The organism is Cytobacillus spongiae, assembly GCF_021390075.1.
This window is the reverse complement of record NZ_CP089997.1, coordinates 2,925,298-2,945,135: the sequence shown is the minus strand read 5'-3', so window position 1 is coordinate 2,945,135 and position 19,838 is coordinate 2,925,298. Positions and strand designations below refer to the sequence as shown.

The following is a 19,838-nucleotide window of genomic DNA, read 5'->3' as shown; positions in this document are numbered from 1 at the left end:
ACTTAGCAAAGGTTGGGATAATGTTGAGTCAGAGCAATAGGTTTACATGGGAGCAATATTTTATGCTGAATGCACACTTGATTAGCATGAGAAGCACCTGTAATCGATTAAGGGTAGGTTCCGTGCTCGTAAAAGACAACCGGATTATTAGTACAGGTTATAATGGTGGAATAAGCGGTGAAGATCATTGTGTGGATGTGGGCTGCTATGTAATTGATAATCATTGTTTACGTTGCTTACACTCTGAAGAAAATGCGATTTTACAGTGTGCTCTGCAAGGAATATCTACTAAGGGAAGTCATATTTATGTAACTCATTTCCCTTGTATACATTGCATGAAGAAAATCCTTCAAGCAGGTATTGAGAGAATATATTATGCAAAAGACTACAAAAATCATGAATATTGCTATCATTTGTTGAAAAGAAGTAATGTTGAAGCTATAAAAATGGCTGTAAATTTTGAAGATTTTATTGATGAGAATGAATCAACAAAAGGCTCAATTAGGTGGGATTTTAAATAATAACGATTTTTGAAGAAGACGAACTTATCATTCAATTGTTCGTCTTCTATTTGTACACCCACTATACATGCCACTTCCATGAAAGGAAGACCGGTCAACTTAAGTACTCTTGTCTCCATCCCCGTTTCAATTTATTGACCAATACGTTAATTCAATAGCCATTTTCCTAAGCATAGGAGGAAGAAATGAAAGGAAAATACATATATGTTGCTTTATTTAGCTTAATTGGGACATGGTCTGCCTCGGAGCTTACTGGGCTTATTGGTTTATTAATAGGAATCGTTTATCTATGGAAAATAAAAGGATATCATCTCAAGTTTATTCTGTTGTGCTGTATGGTTTTTTTGATATTTTTCGGTAATGCAAAGCTTTCGTTGAATAAAGTATCTGATCTTTCCTTAGACTTTAACAACTTCACCATTGAATTTCAATCCTTCAAGATCGATGGGAATCGATTAACCGGTACTGCAACTGAATGGACAACTGAGGAAAAGGTCATGCTAAATTACAAAATCATGTCGTCTGAAGAGAAAAAAGTACTAACTGAAAAGTTACAGTATGGGTTGTTATGTCAGGTGCATGGAGAGCTAGAGGAACCCAATCAAGCTAGAAACCCAAATGCCTTCGATTATAAAACCTACTTAAAGCATCAGGATATATATTGGGTGTTATCGATTTCGAGTTTAACACTTGAGGCATGCCAACCTAATAATAAACTTACTACAAAATTGTTCAAATTGAGAAGTGATGGTCTAAATGATTTACAGGAGCATTTTCCAAAAGATACAGTAGCTATTGTTGCAGCTTTACTATTTGGAGAAAGAAAGTGGATGGAAAAGTCTCTATTAGAGGATTATCAAGAGCTTGGGATTGTGCACATTTTAGCTATTTCTGGTCTTCACGTTGGTTTGCTTGTAGGTTTTGCTTTCTATTCTGGAATCCGTATGGGGCTTACAAGAGAGCGAATGGCTACACTATTATTGTTCATTCTGCCTGTTTATCCAGTCATTACTGGTTTCTCTCCTTCTGTTAATCGAGCCGCAGGGATGGTATTTTTGCTATTACTTAGTCAAAAAATAGGTTTTTCAAGAAAGTGGCTACCTGTGGATATCATTAGCATTGTCTTACTTGTCTATCTATTCATTTCACCTTCTGTTATTTTTCATGTGGGCTTTCAATTATCCTTCATTGTGACGTTTGCTTTAATTTTGTCTTCACCAAAAATATTATTGAAAGCAACCCATCCTATTTCTCTGATTGCGACCACATCCTTTATTGCACAAATTTCAGCCTTTCCTATCTTGCTCCATTCGTTTTATGAAATATCCCTTATAAGTATTTTTGCGAATGTAATTTTTATACCGATCTTCTCTTTTATTGTTTTACCGCTATGTATTGGTTTGTATCTTCTTCATTTAGTGAGCTTCCCTTTTATAAACCCTCTCCTTCTTGTATTATCATTAATTATTCAATGGGTAAACAAGTTAGCTTCTTTCCTTACGACCTTTCCTTATACGACAGCACTCTTAGGCAAACCTTCAAAGACCGAAATAATCGGATATATAATTTCGATTCCACTACTTTTTTTGAGCTGGGAAAGGAAAAGGTTGTTTCCTGTTCTTATCAGTTTGTTATGTTTAGTCGGAATAATTCATTTGGCTTCTCAAGATCTCAGTTCATCAGGAGAAATTACAGTAATTGATGTTGGGCAAGGAGATTGTATCTTTATTCGATTGCCTTATGGGAAGGGAAATTACTTAATTGATACGGGAGGTCGGGTTTCTTTTAATGATCAGGGTTGGAAGGAGCGTCTCAATACATATGACGTAGGTTCAGATGTAGTCGTTCCCTTCTTAAAAAGTAAAGGAATAAGTAAGCTCGATAAATTAATATTAACTCATGGAGATGCAGACCATATTCAAGGTAGCTTCGGACTACTAGAAGATATAGATGTGGAAGAAATTCTACTTCCGAACGTTGAAGAACAGCCTGCGCTTGTTCAGCTCATCTTAAATAATGCAATCAGAAAAGGGGTACGAGTTCAGTATGTTTCAAAGGGTGACACTTGGACAAGTGGGGACACATTATTTCAAATTCTTTCACCATCAAGAGAAACGATGCAGGAACGTAACAATGGTTCAATTGTTATTTATACAGAAATAGGGGGACTTTCTTGGCTTTTTACAGGTGATTTAGAAGAACAAGGAGAGAAAGTGCTTGTTAAAAATTACCCTAACCTAAAGATAGATGTGCTGAAGGCTGGACATCATGGAAGTAATTCCTCTACGTCAGAACCTTTCCTTCAATCCATTCAGCCAAGAATGTCAATTATTTCAGCCGGGGTGAATAATCGATACGGGCACCCTCACCAAGAAGTGCTATCAAGACTAGCACAACAGCACGTGCAGATTCTTCGAACAGATCAGCATGGGGCAATAACCTATAAATTTAGTGGAATGAATGGAACCTTTTCAGCCCAATTACCATAAAATAAAGTATTAAAATGAAATAAGTTCAATATAGCTATGAAAGAAGAAGAGACTGCATTCATGCAGTCTCCGTTAATTTGCAATATGTAGCCTTTTAAGCTCCTGCTAAGAACTTAATGACTGTTGCAATAATAAATAGTGTTGCAAAAAAGCCGAATGAAACGATGAACCCTACTCCAGAGTCTACAGCGTCATTACGTGTACTTTGGACATTTTTTTCAAATTCGTTCACAGTCTACCCCTCCTATTTCCTTTATAGTATAAGCGATGTCAATAAATAAATCTAGAGTTCCTCAATTCCTTTTCCTTTAATGACAAGAGTTGTCACAAATAGTTTACATTCATAAGGCAAGAATATGATTACAAGCAGTTGTTCCGCTCATCTTTAAGTATCCTAGGCCTTAAAGGTGAACGTTGATCATAGATTAGGAATTGACACTGAATCGGGGTGTCAATTCCTTTTAGTGCTTGTCAAAATGTCCAAGCTTCTTTAGGATAGGAGTATGGATTATTACGTTGATCGGAGCGAAGGATATTGGTTTTAGACGTTTGGAAACAAATTAGAAAACAACAGTTTTCTTCTATTTATGTATTATATGGAAATGAGGCCTTTTTAATAAATGAAACGAAGCAACTCTTAACGAAATATGTTTTGGATGATGAAGCAGCTGATTTTAATTTGTCTACATATGATCTTGAGGAAACGCCTGTTGAAGTAGCGATTGAGGATGCAGAAACCTTTCCGTTCATGGGTGAAAAACGGCTGGTATTTTTACATAACCCTGGTTTTTTAACTGCAGAAAAAACAAAAGACAAGATTGAACATAATGTGAAAAAGCTGGAGGAATACTTGAAGGAGCCAGCGCCTTATTCCATTCTCGTTTTTGTTGCTCCATATGAAAAGCTAGATGAGCGGAAAAAGCTGACAAAAGAATTAAAGAAATTAGCAACAGTAGTTGAAGCAAAGAAGTTGAATGAGTATGAACTTAAATCATGGATTCGAGAACGAGCAGCTCATGCAGGAGTTGAGATTGATGATGATGCGGTAGAGCATATGTTAACTCTCGCTGGGACGAATCTTTTTATGTTAACTACTGAAATTGACAAGCTTGCTTTATATTGCGGGGATGAAAAAAGAATTCATAAACAGGCTGTTGATGAGCTTGTTGCACGTTCTTTAGAACAGAACATTTTCAGTTTAGTTGATAAAGTTGTACACCGAAAGATTGATGAAGCGCTTAGAATTTATTATGATTTATTGAAGCAAAATGAAGAGCCAATCAAAATTCTCTCCATTATTGCAGGACAATTTCGCTTAATTTACCAGGTGAAGGAGCTATCTAGAAGGGGGTATGGTCAGCAGCAAATGGCTGGATATCTCAAGGTTCATCCATTTCGAGTGAAATTAGCGGCAGGGCAAGGGAAGCTTTTTAAAGATGAAGAGCTAGCACATATTATGAAAAATTTAGCTGATGCAGACTACCAAATGAAAACAGGTGGATTAAAGAAAGAGATGCTCATTGAATTATTTTTATTTCGTCTGCATATCAATTATTAGCATAACAAAGAACGACCTCTAGTAATTAGAGGTCGTTTTAGCTTGTCAGAATAAGGGACGGAGTGCACACACTCTCTGTCTCTTTTTTAATAAAAAATGGCTACCAATTGATAGCCATTTAAGAAAATTATGCGTTTAGAGAGTTGATTTTCTTAGCTAAACGAGCTTGTTTACGAGCAGCAGCGTTTTTGTGGATAAGACCTTTAGCAGCAGCTTTGTCTAATTGACTTACAGCGTTTGTAAAGCTTTCCTTTGCAGCAGCAGCGTCGTTGTTAACGATAGCAGATTCTACTTTCTTAACAGCAGTACGCATTGTAGACTTAACTGCTGAGTTTTGCGCGTTACGTTCGTTGCTAGTTTTCACACGTTTAATAGCAGATTTGATATTTGGCATTCCGTTCACCTCCTATAAAGAATCGAGACCTTATATAAAACTCGATTTTCACTACATAACATAATTAGAGAACAAGAGATATTCTATCAAACACCTGCTCATATTGCAATACTCTCCGTGAATTTCGCGAGCTAGTTTATCAAATTTCATTATGAATGATTTTCGGATAAACAGGCAAAGATAGGAAAAAAGCGATTTATGTGCTCTGTTTGTACTTTTGGCTAACAATAATAAGAAAAATGGGGGATATTCATGGACCAACCAATCGACTTAAGCAAATACTCTGTTCGAACAGACCTAGCTATTGAAGCGAGAGAAATGGTGTTAACTGATCGAGGGAAAAATGTGCATGATACCGAAAACCTCTCGCAAATTGAAGGTGTCATAATAAAAGAAAAAGAGGAAAATGACTTAAAAATTTCGCTAGTCCAGATTACGAAAGATGGTGCTGAAGCAATGGGGAAAAAGGAAGGAAATTACCTAACCATTGAGGTACTTGGAATACGTCAGCAAAACACGGAGCTTCAGCAAAAAGTTGAGGAAGTTTTTGCAAGGGAATTCTCACATTTTATTAAGCAAAAGGGGATTGGTGAAGATGCATCTTGTTTAGTTGTAGGCTTAGGGAATTGGAATGTCACTCCTGACGCATTAGGTCCCCAAGTTTGTGAGGAAATCTTGGTGACTAGACATCTTTATCAGTTACAACCGGAGAGTGTTGAAGAAGGCTATCGGCCAGTTAGCGCTATTGTGCCGGGGGTGATGGGGATTACAGGTATTGAGACGAGCGATATAATATTTGGAATCGTCGAAAAAACAAAGCCAGACTTTGTAATTGCCATTGATGCGTTAGCTTCCCGTTCAATCGAACGGGTGAATTCAACCATCCAAATCTCAGACACAGGCATACATCCTGGATCAGGAGTAGGGAATAAACGAAAAGAACTTAGTCAAGAAACATTAGGTGTTCCTGTATTTGCAATAGGTGTCCCGACGGTTGTAGATGCAGTATCAATAACGAGTGACACCATTGACTTTATTTTAAAGCATTTTGGAAGAGAAATAAGAGAAGGAAATAAGCCTGCAAATGCACTTACTCCTGCTGGCATGACATTCGGAGAAAAGAAAAAGCTGACAGAAGAAGACCTTCCAGAAGAACATCACCGAAAAACATTTCTAGGCATGATTGGAACATTACCAGACGAAGAAAAGCGGAAATTAATCTATGAAGTCCTCTCTCCAATTGGACATAATTTAATGGTGACACCGAAAGAAGTAGACGTGTTTATGGAGGATATGTCAAATCTAATTGCAAATGGGCTCAATGCTGCTTTACATGTTGCAGTCAACCAGGACAATGCTGGTTTTTATACGAGGTAGTTTTCCTTTCTAGTAAAGATCGATAAATTGGTTTTCATCGGTTCTATCTTCTCTAGTAAATGCATATCTTTTACTAGACTTGCCAAAGAGGTGGAACCGATGAAATCTTATAAACCTACTGGGATGATGATATCCATAAAAGGGACAAGCATTGTAAAGGTACTAATTGGCTTTGCTCTGTTTCTCTTTATGATTTTTTCGATTAGCGGTGTCATTACTTCGTTAAATCCAAAATATCGAATTACATCTTCTTCTGTTAATCAAGCATCAACGAATATTTCAGGAGAAATGCTGTATCAACTGTTAGGCTGGGAAAATCATCACTTTCTACACGTAATACCGAAATCCGATGAGAAGGCCTCCCCTCCATTAACTAACTTCATATTTAAGCTCTCCACGAATGTTAACTTAGATGATCCGAGAAGCTTATTAGGAAGAGAATTACCTGGCTTTTCTTTGTTCGACGGAAAAATTTTAGTTGCGGGCGATGGGACAAATTATACGAATATGCCTATTGAATCTGCTCCCCCAGCTGAAGTATTAAAGGCAGAACAGGAAGCCTCCTTGCAAAATACAGAAGGGATTAGCGAACAAGGGGATCGTGAAAAATCATCAGACCCTAAGCCTTTAACGACTGGCGATCGTAAAGTAGTATATATCTATTTCTCACATACGAGAGAGTCATTCCTTCCATATTTAAAAGGTGTCACAGATCCAAATCTTGCCCACCATTCAAAGATGAATGTGACGAAAATTGGGGATAAGCTAAAGGAATCATTAGAAACAAAAGGAATTGGAACAACTGTAGACAAAACAGACATCATGACCACGCTAGGTCAGAAAGGATTATCGTATGGTAGCTCTTACCAAGAATCGAGAGCTGTTGTTCAAACCGCTATGTCTAATGATCGAAATTTAAATTATTTCATTGATATTCACCGCGATGCTAGAAGAAAAAAGGATACAACGATGTCAATTAATGGGCAATCTTACGCTAAATTAGCATTTGTTATAGGAGCGGAGCATAAAAACTATGAGAAAAATTTAAAATTTGCTACAGATCTTCACAATCATCTGCAAGAAAAATACCCTGGCTTAAGTAGAGGAATTATTCAGAAGCAAGGAGCATCAACGAATGGGAAATTCAACCAGGATCTATCGAGCAATGCCATACTAATTGAGTTTGGTGGGGTTGATAATACGTTTGAAGAATTAGACAGGTCAGCAGAAGCACTAGCAGATGTATTTAGTGAAATGTATTGGCAGGCAGCAGAAGTGAGTGGTACGACTAGCAATTAGGCGGAAAGACTATAAACCTTATGAAATCGGGTTTTCTTTGTTATAAATAGTATAAAATTGATCAATAGTTGATAAGCACTTTGACGTCGTTCGGCTAGCCCTTCCAGGTCATAAGCCAATTTAGAATGGAAGGCAAAAACGTCTTCTATTCTAAAGTCTTACTTACCCTAGCCTGACTAAAGCGTAGCTTTTATTTATAGAGCTTAATGATTAATTAAGATAGGTGATGAATGGTGAAGAGGTTTATGTTAAAAAGTGTATTACTCGCTGCGTTCATGTTTCTAGCTGTATTGTTTGGAATGCAATTAGCAAGTGAAGGCATTGGCAAAATGAAGGGGTATGATGATGCGAATTTTAAAGGTGCCTTTTCTTTTGAAGAAGGAGAAGAAGGGGAGCTCCAGGCGTCATTACTTGGAAATGAAGTGACTAGTCATGATTTGGAACAAAAGAAAGCGGAGCTAGAAGGAATGAAAACCTATAACTTTTTTTCGTCGGTTGGCAAAAAGCTTGCAGATACAGTGACAGCGATAACAGATCGAACGATCCAATTCATTACTGATCTAATCAATTAATCATTGAGCTTTGAAGAGTACCAATGAACGTGTTAATTTACAAATGGAGTGTTAATTTTAAATTTCACTCTCCATCAACTCTTGATAAACAATTATTAATTCTACTTTTCGTTGAATCTTCATAGGGCTACTGCTATAATCAAAAATAGTGTATACGTGCGAGTATAGTAGGAGTGAACGATATGAACAAAGAAGATAAACTATTAAGACAGTCAAAAATCCGTAATTTTTCCATCATCGCTCATATCGATCATGGTAAATCCACATTAGCTGACCGTATCTTAGAAAAGACGAATGCTCTAACAGCTCGTGAGATGAAGGATCAGTTATTAGATTCCATGGATCTAGAAAGAGAAAGAGGAATTACGATTAAATTGAACTCGGTTCAATTGAAATATAAAGCAAAGGATGGAGAGTTATATACTTTTCACCTAATTGATACTCCGGGACATGTTGACTTTACGTATGAAGTGTCTCGAAGTTTAGCGGCATGTGAAGGGGCAATTCTTGTTGTAGACGCGGCTCAAGGAATTGAGGCACAAACATTAGCCAATGTTTATTTAGCGCTAGATAACGACTTGGAGATTTTGCCTGTAATTAATAAAATTGACCTTCCAAGTGCAGATCCTGAAAGAGTACGTAAAGAAGTAGAGGATGTCATCGGGTTAGATGCATCTGAGGCCGTTTTAGCTTCTGCTAAAGCAGGAATCGGGATAGAAGAAATTTTAGAGCAAATTGTTGAGAAAGTACCTGCACCAACAGGAAATCCAGGGGCACCTTTAAAAGCCTTAATTTTTGATTCGCTTTATGATGCATACCGTGGAGTTGTTGCTTATATCCGAGTAGTCGACGGGAGTGTTAAAGTCGGAGATAAAATTAAAATGATGGCTACAGGGAAAGAATTTGAGGTAACAGAAGTAGGTGTCTTTACACCCAAAGCAGTCCCTCAAGATGAATTATCAGTTGGAGATGTTGGTTTCTTAACAGCTGCTATTAAAAATGTAGGAGATACACGCGTTGGGGATACCATTACAAATGCGAAAAACGGTGCAACTGAACCACTTCCAGGTTACCGAAAGCTGAACCCAATGGTATATTGTGGTCTATATCCAATTGATAGCTCGAAATTCAATGATCTTCGTGAAGCATTAGAAAAACTTGAATTGAACGATTCGGCTTTGCAATTTGAACCAGAAACATCTCAAGCTTTAGGTTTCGGATTCCGTTGCGGATTCTTAGGGCTGCTTCATATGGAGATTATTCAAGAGCGTATTGAGCGTGAATTTAAAATTGATTTAATTACAACCGCACCAAGTGTAATATATCATGTAATTATGACAGACGGCACTGAGATTAAAGTAGATAATCCTTCAAATATGCCTGATCCACAAAAGATCGACAGAATTGAAGAGCCATATGTCAAAGCGACAATGATGGCACCTAACGACTATGTTGGGGCTATTATGGAAATTTGCCAAGAAAAGCGTGGAAATTTCATAAATATGGAGTACTTAGATGAAACGCGTGTAAGTATTGTTTATGAAATTCCCCTTTCCGAGATCGTATATGATTTCTTTGATCAATTAAAGTCATCTACAAAAGGATATGCTTCTTTTGATTACGAGTTAATTGGATACAAAGAATCAAAACTTGTGAAAATGGACATTCTTCTAAATGCTGAAAAAGTGGATGCGCTAAGTTTTATTGTTCACAAAGATTTTGCATATGAGCGAGGCAAAATTATTGTTGAAAAGTTAAAGGAATTAATTCCTCGTCAACAATTCGAAGTGCCTATTCAGGCAGCTATAGGCCAAAAAATCGTTGCGCGTTCTACAATAAAAGCGATGCGTAAAAACGTATTGGCGAAATGTTACGGGGGAGATATTTCTCGTAAACGTAAACTATTAGAAAAGCAAAAAGAAGGTAAGAAGCGAATGAAGTCTGTTGGGTCGGTTGAAGTACCACAGGAAGCATTTATGGCAGTCTTGAAAATGGACGACAGCGCTACTAAAAAGTAAAATAGGGAGGGTTAGAGGAATTCAATTGAATTGTCTCTAACCTTTTTTTCATATATGTTTGGATCATTAATATTGGCTGAAGTACTAGAAAAAGTGCTTTGATTAATCCTTTTAAAGATATCCTTCAAGCGATATGAGAAAAGGGCGAAATTGAGTCGATTAATAGAGGTGTAAATGAAATTGAAAGCAGCATATATCCATATTCCATTTTGTGAGCATATTTGTCACTATTGTGATTTTAATAAGGTGTTTATGAAAGGGCAGCCCGTAGATGAATACCTGGATGCTCTAGAACAAGAGATTAATTTGACCTTGAAAGAATCCCCTACTTCTGGTTTACAATCAATATTTGTCGGTGGAGGTACTCCAACGGCTTTGAGTGAGTCTCAGCTTGCTCGATTGTGTGAAATCATCCAAACGAATCTTCCATATAATGGTCAGACGGAATTTACGTTTGAAGCGAATCCAGGTGATTTATCAGAGGGAAAGCTAGAGGTATTGTACAAGGCTGGAGTAAACCGTTTAAGTTTTGGGGTACAAACGTTCAACGATCAGCTACTTGAGAAAATCGGCCGATCTCACAGAGCAAAGGATGTTTTTCGCTCAGTGGAAGCTGCGAAGAAAATGGGGTTCGAAAATATTAGTCTCGATCTCATTTATAGTTTACCAGGTCAAACGGTCGAAGATTTTCTAGAAACATTGTCAACCGCATTCTCATTAGATGTTGTTCATTATTCTGCCTATTCATTAATCATTGAGCCAAAGACGGTCTTCTATAATCTAATGAGAAAAGGGAAGCTTCCTGTACCTGGTGAGGATCTGGAAGCGAAAATGTATGAACTAGTGATGAATGAAATGGCTGCAAATGGATTTCACCAATATGAAATTAGTAATTTTGCGAAAGAAGGGTTTGAAAGCAAGCATAACCTTACGTACTGGAATAATGACTTTTATTATGGTTTTGGAGCAGGAGCACATAGCTATGTGAATGGAATTAGAAAAGCTAATTATGGTCCGTTGAAAAAATATATGGAGCCTATCCTGAATGGCGATCTACCAACAATGGAAGAGCATCAAGTAACAAGAACGGATCGATTAGAAGAAGAAATGTTTCTTGGCTTACGAAAGTCAGCCGGAATCAAAGTTGCTCAATTTATGAAGAAATTTGGCGACTCGCCGTATTCTATTTTCCAAAAAGAAATATCGGAATTAACGGAATTGGGCTTGTTAAAAGCGAATGAAAACGAAATTGCATTGACAAGAAAAGGGCGATTACTTGGAAACGAAGTATTTGAGAAATTTATCGGAGTCATAGAAGAATAATATTCACTGTTAGGGAATGACAAAGATATAAGTTAGATTTCATGTATCAAATCGTTGACAGCTTGCGGTGAAATTTGATAATTTATTATTAGATTTAGCACTCATATAACAAGAGTGCTAACAGAGGTGATTATCGTGTTAACGAATCGTCAATTGTTAATTTTCCAGGTGATTGTTGATGATTTCATTCGATCTGCTCAACCAGTCGGTTCCAGAGTGTTGTCGAAAAAAGAAGAAATTACTTTCAGTTCTGCAACGATTCGAAATGAAATGGCTGATTTAGAAGAACTAGGGTTTATTGAAAAAACACACACCTCATCGGGGAGAATTCCTTCCGAGAAAGGCTATCGTTACTATGTGGATCATTTGTTATCTCCTCAAAAGTTAACGAAGAAAGAAGTTCTAACCATTAAATCTCTGTTCGCCGATAAAATATACGAACTCGAGAAAGTGGTTCAACGGTCAGCCAAAATCCTTTCAGAATTAACGAATTACACATCTATTGTCCTTGGTCCAGCAGTGAATGATCACAAGCTCAAGAAAATCCAAATTGTACCGTTAAACCATGATACGGCGATAGCGATTATTGTGACGGACACTGGACACGTCGAAAATAAGATGATCGAACTTCCTACTTCGATAAACGCAAGTGATTTAGAGAAGATGGTGAATATCTTAAATGAGCGTTTAGTAGGTGTCCCATTGGTTGATTTGAAGGGTAAAATTTACAAGGAAGTTGCACAGCTTCTTAGTCAACATATCCGAAATTATGACACTATGCTACATTCCTTTGCTGACTCACTATACATTTCCAATGAAGAGAAACTGTTCTTTGGAGGGAAAACGAATATGCTTGGCCAACCTGAATTTAATGATATTCAAAAGATTCGTGATTTATTGAATATGATTGAACAGGAAAAAGGTTTCTATGAGCTAATCCGTAAAAACCCTGCTGGGATTAACGTGAGAATTGGACGGGAAAACAATAATACCGTCATGGAAAACTGTAGTTTAATCACCGCAACCTATTCTGTTGGAGCCGAGCAGTTAGGCACCATAGCGATTTTAGGACCAACAAGGATGGAGTATTCTCGAGTGATTAGCTTGCTGCAATTCATTAGTCATGATTTAACTGATGTATTAACAAAACTGTATCAAAATAACTAACGCTGGTAATATTGATAAGGGTGGAAACCTCCATCCTTCTGGCGTTTACATAAGTATGCTAGCCCAAATAGTCTAGCAATTATTTAAGGGAGGTGAGTAAGTTGGCAGAAGAAAAAAACATCGTAAGTGAGGAACATGAAACGATCGAACAAACTTCAAATCCTGTTGAAGATGAAATGATAGAGCCAGTATTTGCAGAAAGTACAGAAGAGCCAGCTTCAAACGAAGAGGGTGAAGATGATAAGGACGCGAAAATAGCTGAATTAGAGGCGAAGCTAGAAGAAGCAGAAAATCGTTATCTTCGGTTACAAGCAGATTATGATAATTCAAGAAGAAGAGCCAAGCTCGATCTAGAAGCTACCCAAAAATATCGTGCTCAAAGCTTAATTTCAGATCTTCTTCCTGCATTAGATAACTTTGAGAGAGCTATGAAAATTGAAGCAGATAGCGATCAAGTGAAGTCTCTACTACATGGAATGGAAATGGTGTATCGCAACATTTCAGACGCCCTTCAAAAAGAAGGAGCAGAAGTAATTGAAGCGGTAGGAAAAGAGTTTGATCCTCATCTCCATCAAGCAGTTATGCAAGTGGAAGATGCAAGCTACGATTCAAACATTGTTGTGGAAGAATTTCAAAAAGGCTACAAGCTAAAGGATCGTGTCATCCGTCCATCGATGGTAAAAGTAAACCAATAAAATGAAAATTTAACATTACATAAAGTACTAGGGAGGATAAAAACATGAGCAAAATTATCGGGATTGACTTAGGAACAACAAACTCATGTGTTTCTGTTTTAGAAGGTGGAGAACCAAAAGTTATTCCAAATCCAGAAGGAAACCGCACAACTCCTTCAGTTGTTGCGTTTAAAAACGGAGAGCGACAAGTTGGAGAGGTTGCGAAGCGTCAATCGATCACTAATCCTAACACAATCATGTCAATTAAGCGTCATATGGGAACAGACTACAAAGTTGAGGTAGAAGGTAAAGAATATACACCTCAAGAAATGTCAGCAATTATTCTTCAACACTTAAAAGCATATGCTGAAGACTACTTAGGAGAAAAAGTAGAAAAAGCGGTCATTACAGTTCCTGCTTACTTCAATGATGCAGAGCGTCAAGCAACTAAAGATGCTGGGAAAATTGCTGGGCTAGAAGTGGAGCGTATTATTAATGAGCCAACTGCTGCTGCGCTAGCATACGGTCTAGATAAAACAGAAGAAGATCAAACGATTCTAGTATATGACCTAGGTGGAGGAACGTTTGACGTTTCTATTCTTGAGCTAGGCGATGGCGTTTTTGAAGTAAAATCTACTGCTGGAGACAATCGTTTAGGTGGAGATGATTTTGACCAAGTCATCATCGATTATTTAGTAGAGCAATTTAAAAAAGAAAACGGCATTGATCTTTCAAAGGATAAAATGGCTCTTCAGCGCCTAAAGGATGCGGCTGAAAAGGCGAAGAAAGACTTATCTGGTGTAACATCTACTCAAATTTCATTGCCATTTATCACTGCTGGTGAAGCTGGACCACTTCATCTAGAAGTTACTCTTTCTAGAGCGAAATTCGATGAGCTATCATCTGACCTTGTTGAAAGAACTATGGGGCCTACTCGTCAAGCATTGAAAGATGCTGGTTTATCTCCATCTGAAATTGATAAGGTAATTTTAGTTGGTGGTTCAACGCGCATTCCAGCTGTTCAAGAAGCGATTAAGAAAGAAATTGGTCAAGATCCACATAGAGGAGTAAACCCAGATGAAGTAGTAGCAATGGGTGCAGCTATCCAAGGTGGAGTTATTACAGGAGATGTTAAAGACGTAGTACTTCTAGATGTAACTCCACTCTCACTAGGTATTGAAACAATGGGCGGAGTGTTTACAAAGTTAATTGAACGGAATACAACGATTCCAACATCAAAATCTCAAGTATTCTCAACTGCTGCAGACAATCAAACAGCTGTTGATATTCACGTACTTCAAGGTGAACGTCCAATGGCAACTGATAATAAAACACTTGGTCGCTTCCAATTATCGGATATTCCACCAGCACCACGTGGAATTCCACAAATTGAAGTATCATTTGATATCGATAAAAACGGAATTGTAAACGTACGTGCAAAAGACCTTGGAACGAACAAAGAACAAGCAATTACCATTAAATCATCTACAGGATTATCAGATGAAGAAATTGAAAAAATGGTAAGAGAAGCAGAAGAAAATGCGGATGCTGATAAAAAGCGAAAAGAAGAAGTAGAACTTCGTAATGAAGCAGATCAATTAGTATTCTCTACAGAAAAGACGCTTAAAGAGCTCGAAGGTAAAGTTGAAGAAGCAGAAGTAACGAAAGCAAACGAAGCGAAAGATGCTTTAAAAGAAGCTATCGAGAAAAATGATCTTGAAGAAATTCGGGCAAAGAAGGATGCTCTTCAAGAAATCGTTACTGCTCTTACGACAAAGCTATACGAAGAAGCAGCCAAGCAAGCACAAGCAGCTCAAGGCGCAGAGGGCCAAACTGGTACAAAGCAAGAAGACAATGTAGTTGATGCAGAATACGAAGAGGTAAAAGACGACAAATAAGCTTTAACTCACAACAAAAAGTCAAAGTCAGGTCCTTCTTGGCTTTGACTTTTTACATTTACGGATCAATAATCGTTTGATTCTTTTGATACATCAAGTAGATTAGTAAGAATTTATGTAAAACATACGACAATGATTGCTTAATAATAGTTCAGGATGTTAAAATAATCTTTATGTGAAAAGATCGGGGAGTGGTAATCATGAGTAAAAGGGATTACTATGAAGTTCTAGGTGTTAGTAAAGGTGCTTCAAAAGATGAAATTAAGAAAGCATATCGTAAGCTTTCAAAACAGTACCATCCAGATATAAATAAAGAAGCAGATGCAGATGTGAAATTTAAAGAAGTGAAAGAAGCCTACGAGCATTTAAGTGATGATCAAAAGCGTGCTCATTATGACCAATTTGGACATACAGATCCGAATCAGGGCTTTGGTGGAGCAGGGGATTTTGGCGGCTTTGGCGGTTTTGAAGATATTTTTAGTACATTCTTTGGCGGCGGTGGAAGACGTCGTGATCCAAACGCACCAAGACAAGGGGCAGACCTTCAATATACAATGACACTTTCCTTTGAAGAAGCTGTCTTTGGAAAAGAAACAGATATTGAAATCCCACGCGAGGAAGAATGTGAAACATGTGATGGCTCTGGTGCAAAGCCAGGTACAAAACCAGATACATGTCAGCACTGTAACGGTTCAGGTCAATTAAATGTAGAGCAAAATACACCATTTGGTAGGATCGTAAACCGCCGTGTATGTCACCACTGTAGTGGGACAGGAAAAATGATTAAGCATAAGTGTTCGACTTGTGGTGGAACAGGCAAGGTGAAGAAACGTCGTAAAATTCATGTGAAAATCCCTGCAGGAATTGATGATGGTCAGCAGCTACGTGTGTCTGGTCAAGGTGAACCAGGAATAAATGGTGGACCTCCAGGGGACTTATATGTTGTATTCCATGTTCGTACACATGAGTTCTTCGAAAGAGACGGCGATGATATTTATTGTGAAATGCCTATTACTTTTGTTCAGGCAGCTCTTGGCGACGAAGTAGAAGTTCCTACGTTGCATGGGAAAGTGAAACTAAAGGTACCTGTTGGAACGCAAACAGGTACAAAGTTTAGATTAAAAGGCAAAGGTGTACCAAATGTAAGAGGTTATGGTGTTGGAGATCAACATATTATTGTGCGCCTTATTACACCTACGAAATTAACGGAAAAACAAAAGCAGCTTCTTCAGGAATTTGCAGAGGTTAGCGGTCAAGTTCCTCAAGGAGAGCAAGAAGAAGGTTTTTTCTCAAAAGTAAAACGGGCCTTTAAAGGCGAATAATGAAAATGGAGTTGGTAGATAGTGAAATGGTCTGAAATCAGTATTCATACAACAAATGAAGCAATTGAGCCGATTTCAAATATTTTACACGAAGCTGGAGCGAGCGGAGTTGTAATTGAGGATCCTTTGGAGTTGACAAAAGAGCGAGAGGACCAGTTTGGCGAAATCTACCAACTTAATCCCTTAGACTATCCAGAAGAGGGTGTCATTGTCAAAGCCTACTTGCCAGTTAATAGCTTTTTAGGTGAGACGGTTGATGAAATTAAAGAAGCGATAAATAGCTTAATCGTACACAATATTGATATTGGCTTGAACAAAGTGACCATCAGTGAAGTAAATGAAGAAGAATGGGCAACAGCTTGGAAAAAATATTACAATCCGGTCAAAATATCCGAGAAGTTTACAATCGTTCCTACTTGGGAAGAGTATACCCCTGTTCATAGTGATGAATTAATCATCGAATTAGATCCAGGAATGGCATTTGGGACAGGTACACATCCAACAACTGTTATGTGTATTCAAGCATTAGAAAGAACGGTAAGAAAAGACGACCAAGTTGTTGATGTTGGAACAGGATCTGGTGTATTAAGTATTGCTGCAGCCATGCTAGGGGCTTGGCATGTAGAAGCATTAGATTTAGATGAAGTGGCTGTACAATCTGCAAGATTGAACATCAAGTTAAACAAAGTGCACGAAACTGTAACTGTTTCTCAGAATAATTTATTAGATGGAATTAGTGAGCCAGCAGATGTGGTTGTAGCAAACATTTTAGCTGAAGTCATTTTACGTTTTACAGACGATGTAGCAAAAGTCGTGAAAAAGGGTGGTTACTTTATTGCATCAGGCATCATCCAACAAAAGAAACAGGATGTTAAAGATGCTATACTCGCAGCAGGATTTGAAATCGAAGAGACGATTCAAATGGAAGACTGGGTAGCCATTATTGCAAAGCACAAATAGGTTATTGGATGAAAAGGGGGCTTTATGCTGATACCCCCTTTTTGTACGTATAAAATTAACGACAAGTCCAATTTTGATCGGGAATAATGAATAAATATTCTTAAGATTAGGAAAGAAGGTGCAACGTTTGCAAAGGTATTTTGTTAATGAATGGTCTTGCGATCAGTCGCTTATCATTAAAGGAGACGATTTTCATCATATTACTCGGGTGATGAGAATGAAAGAAGGCAGTCAAATTTATTGTGTGAATTCCAAGGGGCAAAGTGCGATTTGTACAATTGCAGAAATTACCGATGAATCTGTTCTAGCAAACGTTGTAAAATGGGAAGAAGGGTCATCCGAATTACCGGTAAAGGTATCCATTGTGAGTGGTCTGCCTAAAGGGGATAAGCTAGAGCTCATTATTCAAAAGGGTACAGAATTAGGTGCCGCAATGTTTATCCCTTTTACTGCAGCTCGTTCAGTAATCAAATGGGATGAAAAAAAAGCTTCAAAGAAACTGGAGCGTTGGCAGAAGATTGCTAAGGAAGCCGCTGAGCAATCTCATCGAAATATTGTACCAGAAATTTCTCAACCTGTTGATATCAAAGGGTTGCTTGAATTAAGTAAGTCGTATTCATATAAATTAATTGCATACGAGGAAGAAGCTCGAAGCGGAGAAGGGGCTCGGCTTGCAAGTGCATTATCAGACATAGAGTCTGGTCAATCGATCTTATTTGTGTTTGGTCCAGAGGGTGGGCTTACTGAGCAAGAGGTCTCCCTATTAATGGACAATGGCTTTAAAGCTTGCGGTTTAGGCCCTAGAATTTTAAGAACTGAAACAGCTCCATTATATGTTTTGTCAGCTGTTTCATATCATACAGAACTATTGAGGTGAATAGGTAATGCCAACAGTTGCATTTCATACGTTAGGATGCAAAGTAAACCATTATGAAACAGAAGCGATTTGGCAGCTTTTCAAAAATGAAGGATACAATCGAGTTGAATTCGAATCAGCTTCTGATGTCTATATTATTAATACATGTACAGTAACGAATACAGGAGATAAAAAAAGTCGCCAAGTCATTCGAAGAGCCATTCGGAAAAATCCTGATGCGGTTATTTGTGTTACAGGTTGTTATGCACAAACTTCACCAGCTGAAATTATGGCAATTCCAGGTGTTGATATTGTAGTAGGAACTCAGGACCGTGTGAAGATGTTAGCGTATATTGAGCAATATAAGGCTGATCGTCAGCCAATTAATGGTGTAGGAAATATTATGAAAAGTCGAGTATATGAAGAGCTAGACGTCCCAGCTTTTACAGATCGTACTCGCGCATCTCTTAAAATACAAGAGGGGTGTAATAATTTCTGTACATTTTGTATCATTCCTTGGGCCCGTGGACTCATGAGATCACGTGACCCTCAAGAGGTTATTCATCAAGCTCAACAATTAGTGGATGCTGGCTATAAAGAAATTGTTCTTACGGGAATTCACACGGGTGGTTACGGTGAAGATATGAAGGATTACAATCTTGCCATGCTACTACGCGATCTAGAAGCGCAGGTGAAAGGCTTAAAGCGCCTCCGAATTTCTTCAATCGAGGCTAGCCAAATTACAGATGAAGTGATTGAGGTAATTAACGATTCAAAAGTAATCGTTCGTCATCTGCACATCCCCCTACAATCTGGGTCTAACACCGTTCTCAAGAGAATGCGCCGAAAATACACGATGGAATTTTTTGGGGAAAGACTTGATCGTTTAAAAGAAGCTTTACCTGGATTAGCTGTAACTTCAGACGTAATTGTTGGTTTCCCAGGTGAAACGGAAGCAGAATTTATGGAAACCTATGATTTTATCAAGAAACATCAATTTTCTGAGCTTCATGTATTTCCATATTCCAAACGTACCGGTACTCCAGCGGCGCGAATGGATGATCAAATTCCTGAAGATGTAAAGAATGAGAGAGTTCACCGTTTAATTGCTCTTTCTGATCAATTAGCGAAGGAATATGCATCACAATTTGAAGACGAAGTGTTAGAGGTAATTCCTGAAGAGGCATATAAGGCAGGAAGCGGTTTATATGTTGGGTATACAGACAACTATTTAAAGGTAGTCTTTCCAGCAACAGAAGAAATGGTAGGGGCGATTGTGAAAGTCAAAATAACTAAAGCAGGCTACCCTTATAATGAAGGCCAATTTGTACGCGTTGTACATGAAGAAGCTCTTGAAGAGAAAAAGACTGCAATATAATGGAATAAACAGCAAAGTGAAAAAAAGGTGCC

At 37.9% G+C, this 19,838-nt stretch carries 17 protein-coding genes; 15 read left to right on the top strand and 2 right to left on the bottom strand.

Annotated elements, in window-relative coordinates:
- The first annotated feature begins 20 nt into the window (after positions 1-20).
- Positions 21-521 (top strand): ComE operon protein 2, encoded by a 501-nt coding sequence (locus tag LS684_RS14940; protein WP_233807094.1) that lies wholly within the window; start codon positions 21-23, stop codon positions 519-521.
- A 185-nt stretch (positions 522-706) separates the two neighbouring features.
- Positions 707-3,010, top strand: coding sequence for a DNA internalization-related competence protein ComEC/Rec2 (locus LS684_RS14935; RefSeq protein ID WP_233807092.1), 2,304 nt, complete (start codon positions 707-709; stop codon positions 3,008-3,010).
- A gap of 94 nt (positions 3,011-3,104) precedes the next feature.
- Here LS684_RS14935 and LS684_RS14930 read toward each other — a convergent pair whose 3' ends face one another.
- Positions 3,105-3,242, bottom strand: coding sequence for a YqzM family protein (locus LS684_RS14930; RefSeq protein WP_233807090.1), 138 nt, complete (start codon positions 3,240-3,242; stop codon positions 3,105-3,107).
- A 303-nt stretch (positions 3,243-3,545) separates the two neighbouring features.
- On the opposite strand from LS684_RS14930, the gene holA reads away from it, so the two are divergent.
- Complete coding sequence (holA, locus tag LS684_RS14925) at positions 3,546-4,568, top strand: DNA polymerase III subunit delta (protein WP_233807089.1); 1,023 nt, start codon at positions 3,546-3,548, stop codon at positions 4,566-4,568.
- Positions 4,569-4,695: 127 nt separating this feature from the next.
- On the opposite strand, the gene rpsT is transcribed toward holA, so the two are convergent.
- Positions 4,696-4,962: a 30S ribosomal protein S20 gene (rpsT, locus tag LS684_RS14920; RefSeq protein WP_233807088.1), complete on the bottom strand. Its 267-nt coding sequence runs from the start codon at positions 4,960-4,962 to the stop codon at positions 4,696-4,698.
- 252 nt (positions 4,963-5,214) lie between these two features.
- On the opposite strand from rpsT, the gene gpr reads away from it, so the two are divergent.
- The 12 genes from gpr to mtaB all read left to right on the top strand — a co-directional run bounded on the left by gpr (position 5,215) and on the right by mtaB (position 19,806).
- Complete coding sequence (gene gpr, locus LS684_RS14915; RefSeq protein WP_233807087.1) at positions 5,215-6,339, top strand: GPR endopeptidase; 1,125 nt, start codon at positions 5,215-5,217, stop codon at positions 6,337-6,339.
- Positions 6,340-6,438: 99 nt separating this feature from the next.
- On the top strand, positions 6,439-7,638 hold the full coding sequence (gene spoIIP / locus LS684_RS14910; RefSeq protein ID WP_233807086.1) for a stage II sporulation protein P: 1,200 nt from the start codon (positions 6,439-6,441) through the stop codon (positions 7,636-7,638).
- A 245-nt stretch (positions 7,639-7,883) separates the two neighbouring features.
- On the top strand, positions 7,884-8,210 hold the full coding sequence (locus LS684_RS14905) for a DUF3679 domain-containing protein (protein ID WP_432418777.1): 327 nt from the start codon (positions 7,884-7,886) through the stop codon (positions 8,208-8,210).
- 182 nt (positions 8,211-8,392) lie between these two features.
- On the top strand, positions 8,393-10,228 hold the full coding sequence (lepA, locus tag LS684_RS14900) for a translation elongation factor 4 (protein ID WP_233807084.1): 1,836 nt from the start codon (positions 8,393-8,395) through the stop codon (positions 10,226-10,228).
- 174 nt (positions 10,229-10,402) lie between these two features.
- Positions 10,403-11,551, top strand: coding sequence for a radical SAM family heme chaperone HemW (gene hemW, locus LS684_RS14895; protein ID WP_233807083.1), 1,149 nt, complete (start codon positions 10,403-10,405; stop codon positions 11,549-11,551).
- A gap of 135 nt (positions 11,552-11,686) precedes the next feature.
- Positions 11,687-12,718 (top strand): heat-inducible transcriptional repressor HrcA, encoded by a 1,032-nt coding sequence (gene hrcA / locus LS684_RS14890; RefSeq protein ID WP_233807082.1) that lies wholly within the window; start codon positions 11,687-11,689, stop codon positions 12,716-12,718.
- 101 nt (positions 12,719-12,819) lie between these two features.
- Positions 12,820-13,413 (top strand): nucleotide exchange factor GrpE, encoded by a 594-nt coding sequence (gene grpE, locus LS684_RS14885; protein WP_233807081.1) that lies wholly within the window; start codon positions 12,820-12,822, stop codon positions 13,411-13,413.
- 44 nt (positions 13,414-13,457) lie between these two features.
- Positions 13,458-15,290 carry a molecular chaperone DnaK gene (gene dnaK / locus LS684_RS14880; RefSeq protein ID WP_233807079.1) on the top strand — a complete coding sequence of 611 codons (1,833 nt, stop codon included), beginning with the start codon at positions 13,458-13,460 and terminating at the stop codon, positions 15,288-15,290.
- A 200-nt stretch (positions 15,291-15,490) separates the two neighbouring features.
- A complete protein-coding gene (gene dnaJ / locus LS684_RS14875) occupies positions 15,491-16,612 on the top strand; it encodes a molecular chaperone DnaJ (protein ID WP_233807077.1) in 1,122 nt (373 codons plus the stop codon).
- Positions 16,613-16,633: 21 nt separating this feature from the next.
- On the top strand, positions 16,634-17,572 hold the full coding sequence (gene prmA / locus LS684_RS14870) for a 50S ribosomal protein L11 methyltransferase (protein ID WP_233807076.1): 939 nt from the start codon (positions 16,634-16,636) through the stop codon (positions 17,570-17,572).
- Positions 17,573-17,699: 127 nt separating this feature from the next.
- Positions 17,700-18,449, top strand: coding sequence for a 16S rRNA (uracil(1498)-N(3))-methyltransferase (locus tag LS684_RS14865; RefSeq protein WP_233807075.1), 750 nt, complete (start codon positions 17,700-17,702; stop codon positions 18,447-18,449).
- A gap of 7 nt (positions 18,450-18,456) precedes the next feature.
- Positions 18,457-19,806: a tRNA (N(6)-L-threonylcarbamoyladenosine(37)-C(2))-methylthiotransferase MtaB gene (gene mtaB, locus LS684_RS14860; RefSeq protein WP_233807074.1), complete on the top strand. Its 1,350-nt coding sequence runs from the start codon at positions 18,457-18,459 to the stop codon at positions 19,804-19,806.
- The last annotated feature ends 32 nt before the right edge of the window (positions 19,807-19,838 follow it).

Excerpts from the sequence above, each read along its gene's own strand:
- LS684_RS14940 (WP_233807094.1), top strand. The coding sequence starts at position 21 with ATGTTGAGTCAGAGCAATAGGTTTACATGGGAGCAATATTTTATGCTG.
- rpsT (WP_233807088.1), bottom strand. The coding sequence starts at position 4,962 with ATGCCAAATATCAAATCTGCTATTAAACGTGTGAAAACTAGCAACGAA.
- hemW (WP_233807083.1), top strand. The coding sequence starts at position 10,403 with ATGAAATTGAAAGCAGCATATATCCATATTCCATTTTGTGAGCATATT.
- dnaJ (WP_233807077.1), top strand. The coding sequence starts at position 15,491 with ATGAGTAAAAGGGATTACTATGAAGTTCTAGGTGTTAGTAAAGGTGCT.
- mtaB (WP_233807074.1), top strand. The coding sequence starts at position 18,457 with ATGCCAACAGTTGCATTTCATACGTTAGGATGCAAAGTAAACCATTAT.
- dnaK (WP_233807079.1), top strand. The coding sequence starts at position 13,458 with ATGAGCAAAATTATCGGGATTGACTTAGGAACAACAAACTCATGTGTT.
- gpr (WP_233807087.1), top strand. The coding sequence starts at position 5,215 with ATGGACCAACCAATCGACTTAAGCAAATACTCTGTTCGAACAGACCTA.
- LS684_RS14905 (WP_432418777.1), top strand. The coding sequence starts at position 7,884 with ATGTTAAAAAGTGTATTACTCGCTGCGTTCATGTTTCTAGCTGTATTG.
- LS684_RS14935 (WP_233807092.1), top strand. The coding sequence starts at position 707 with ATGAAAGGAAAATACATATATGTTGCTTTATTTAGCTTAATTGGGACA.
- lepA (WP_233807084.1), top strand. The coding sequence starts at position 8,393 with ATGAACAAAGAAGATAAACTATTAAGACAGTCAAAAATCCGTAATTTT.
- spoIIP (WP_233807086.1), top strand. The coding sequence starts at position 6,439 with ATGAAATCTTATAAACCTACTGGGATGATGATATCCATAAAAGGGACA.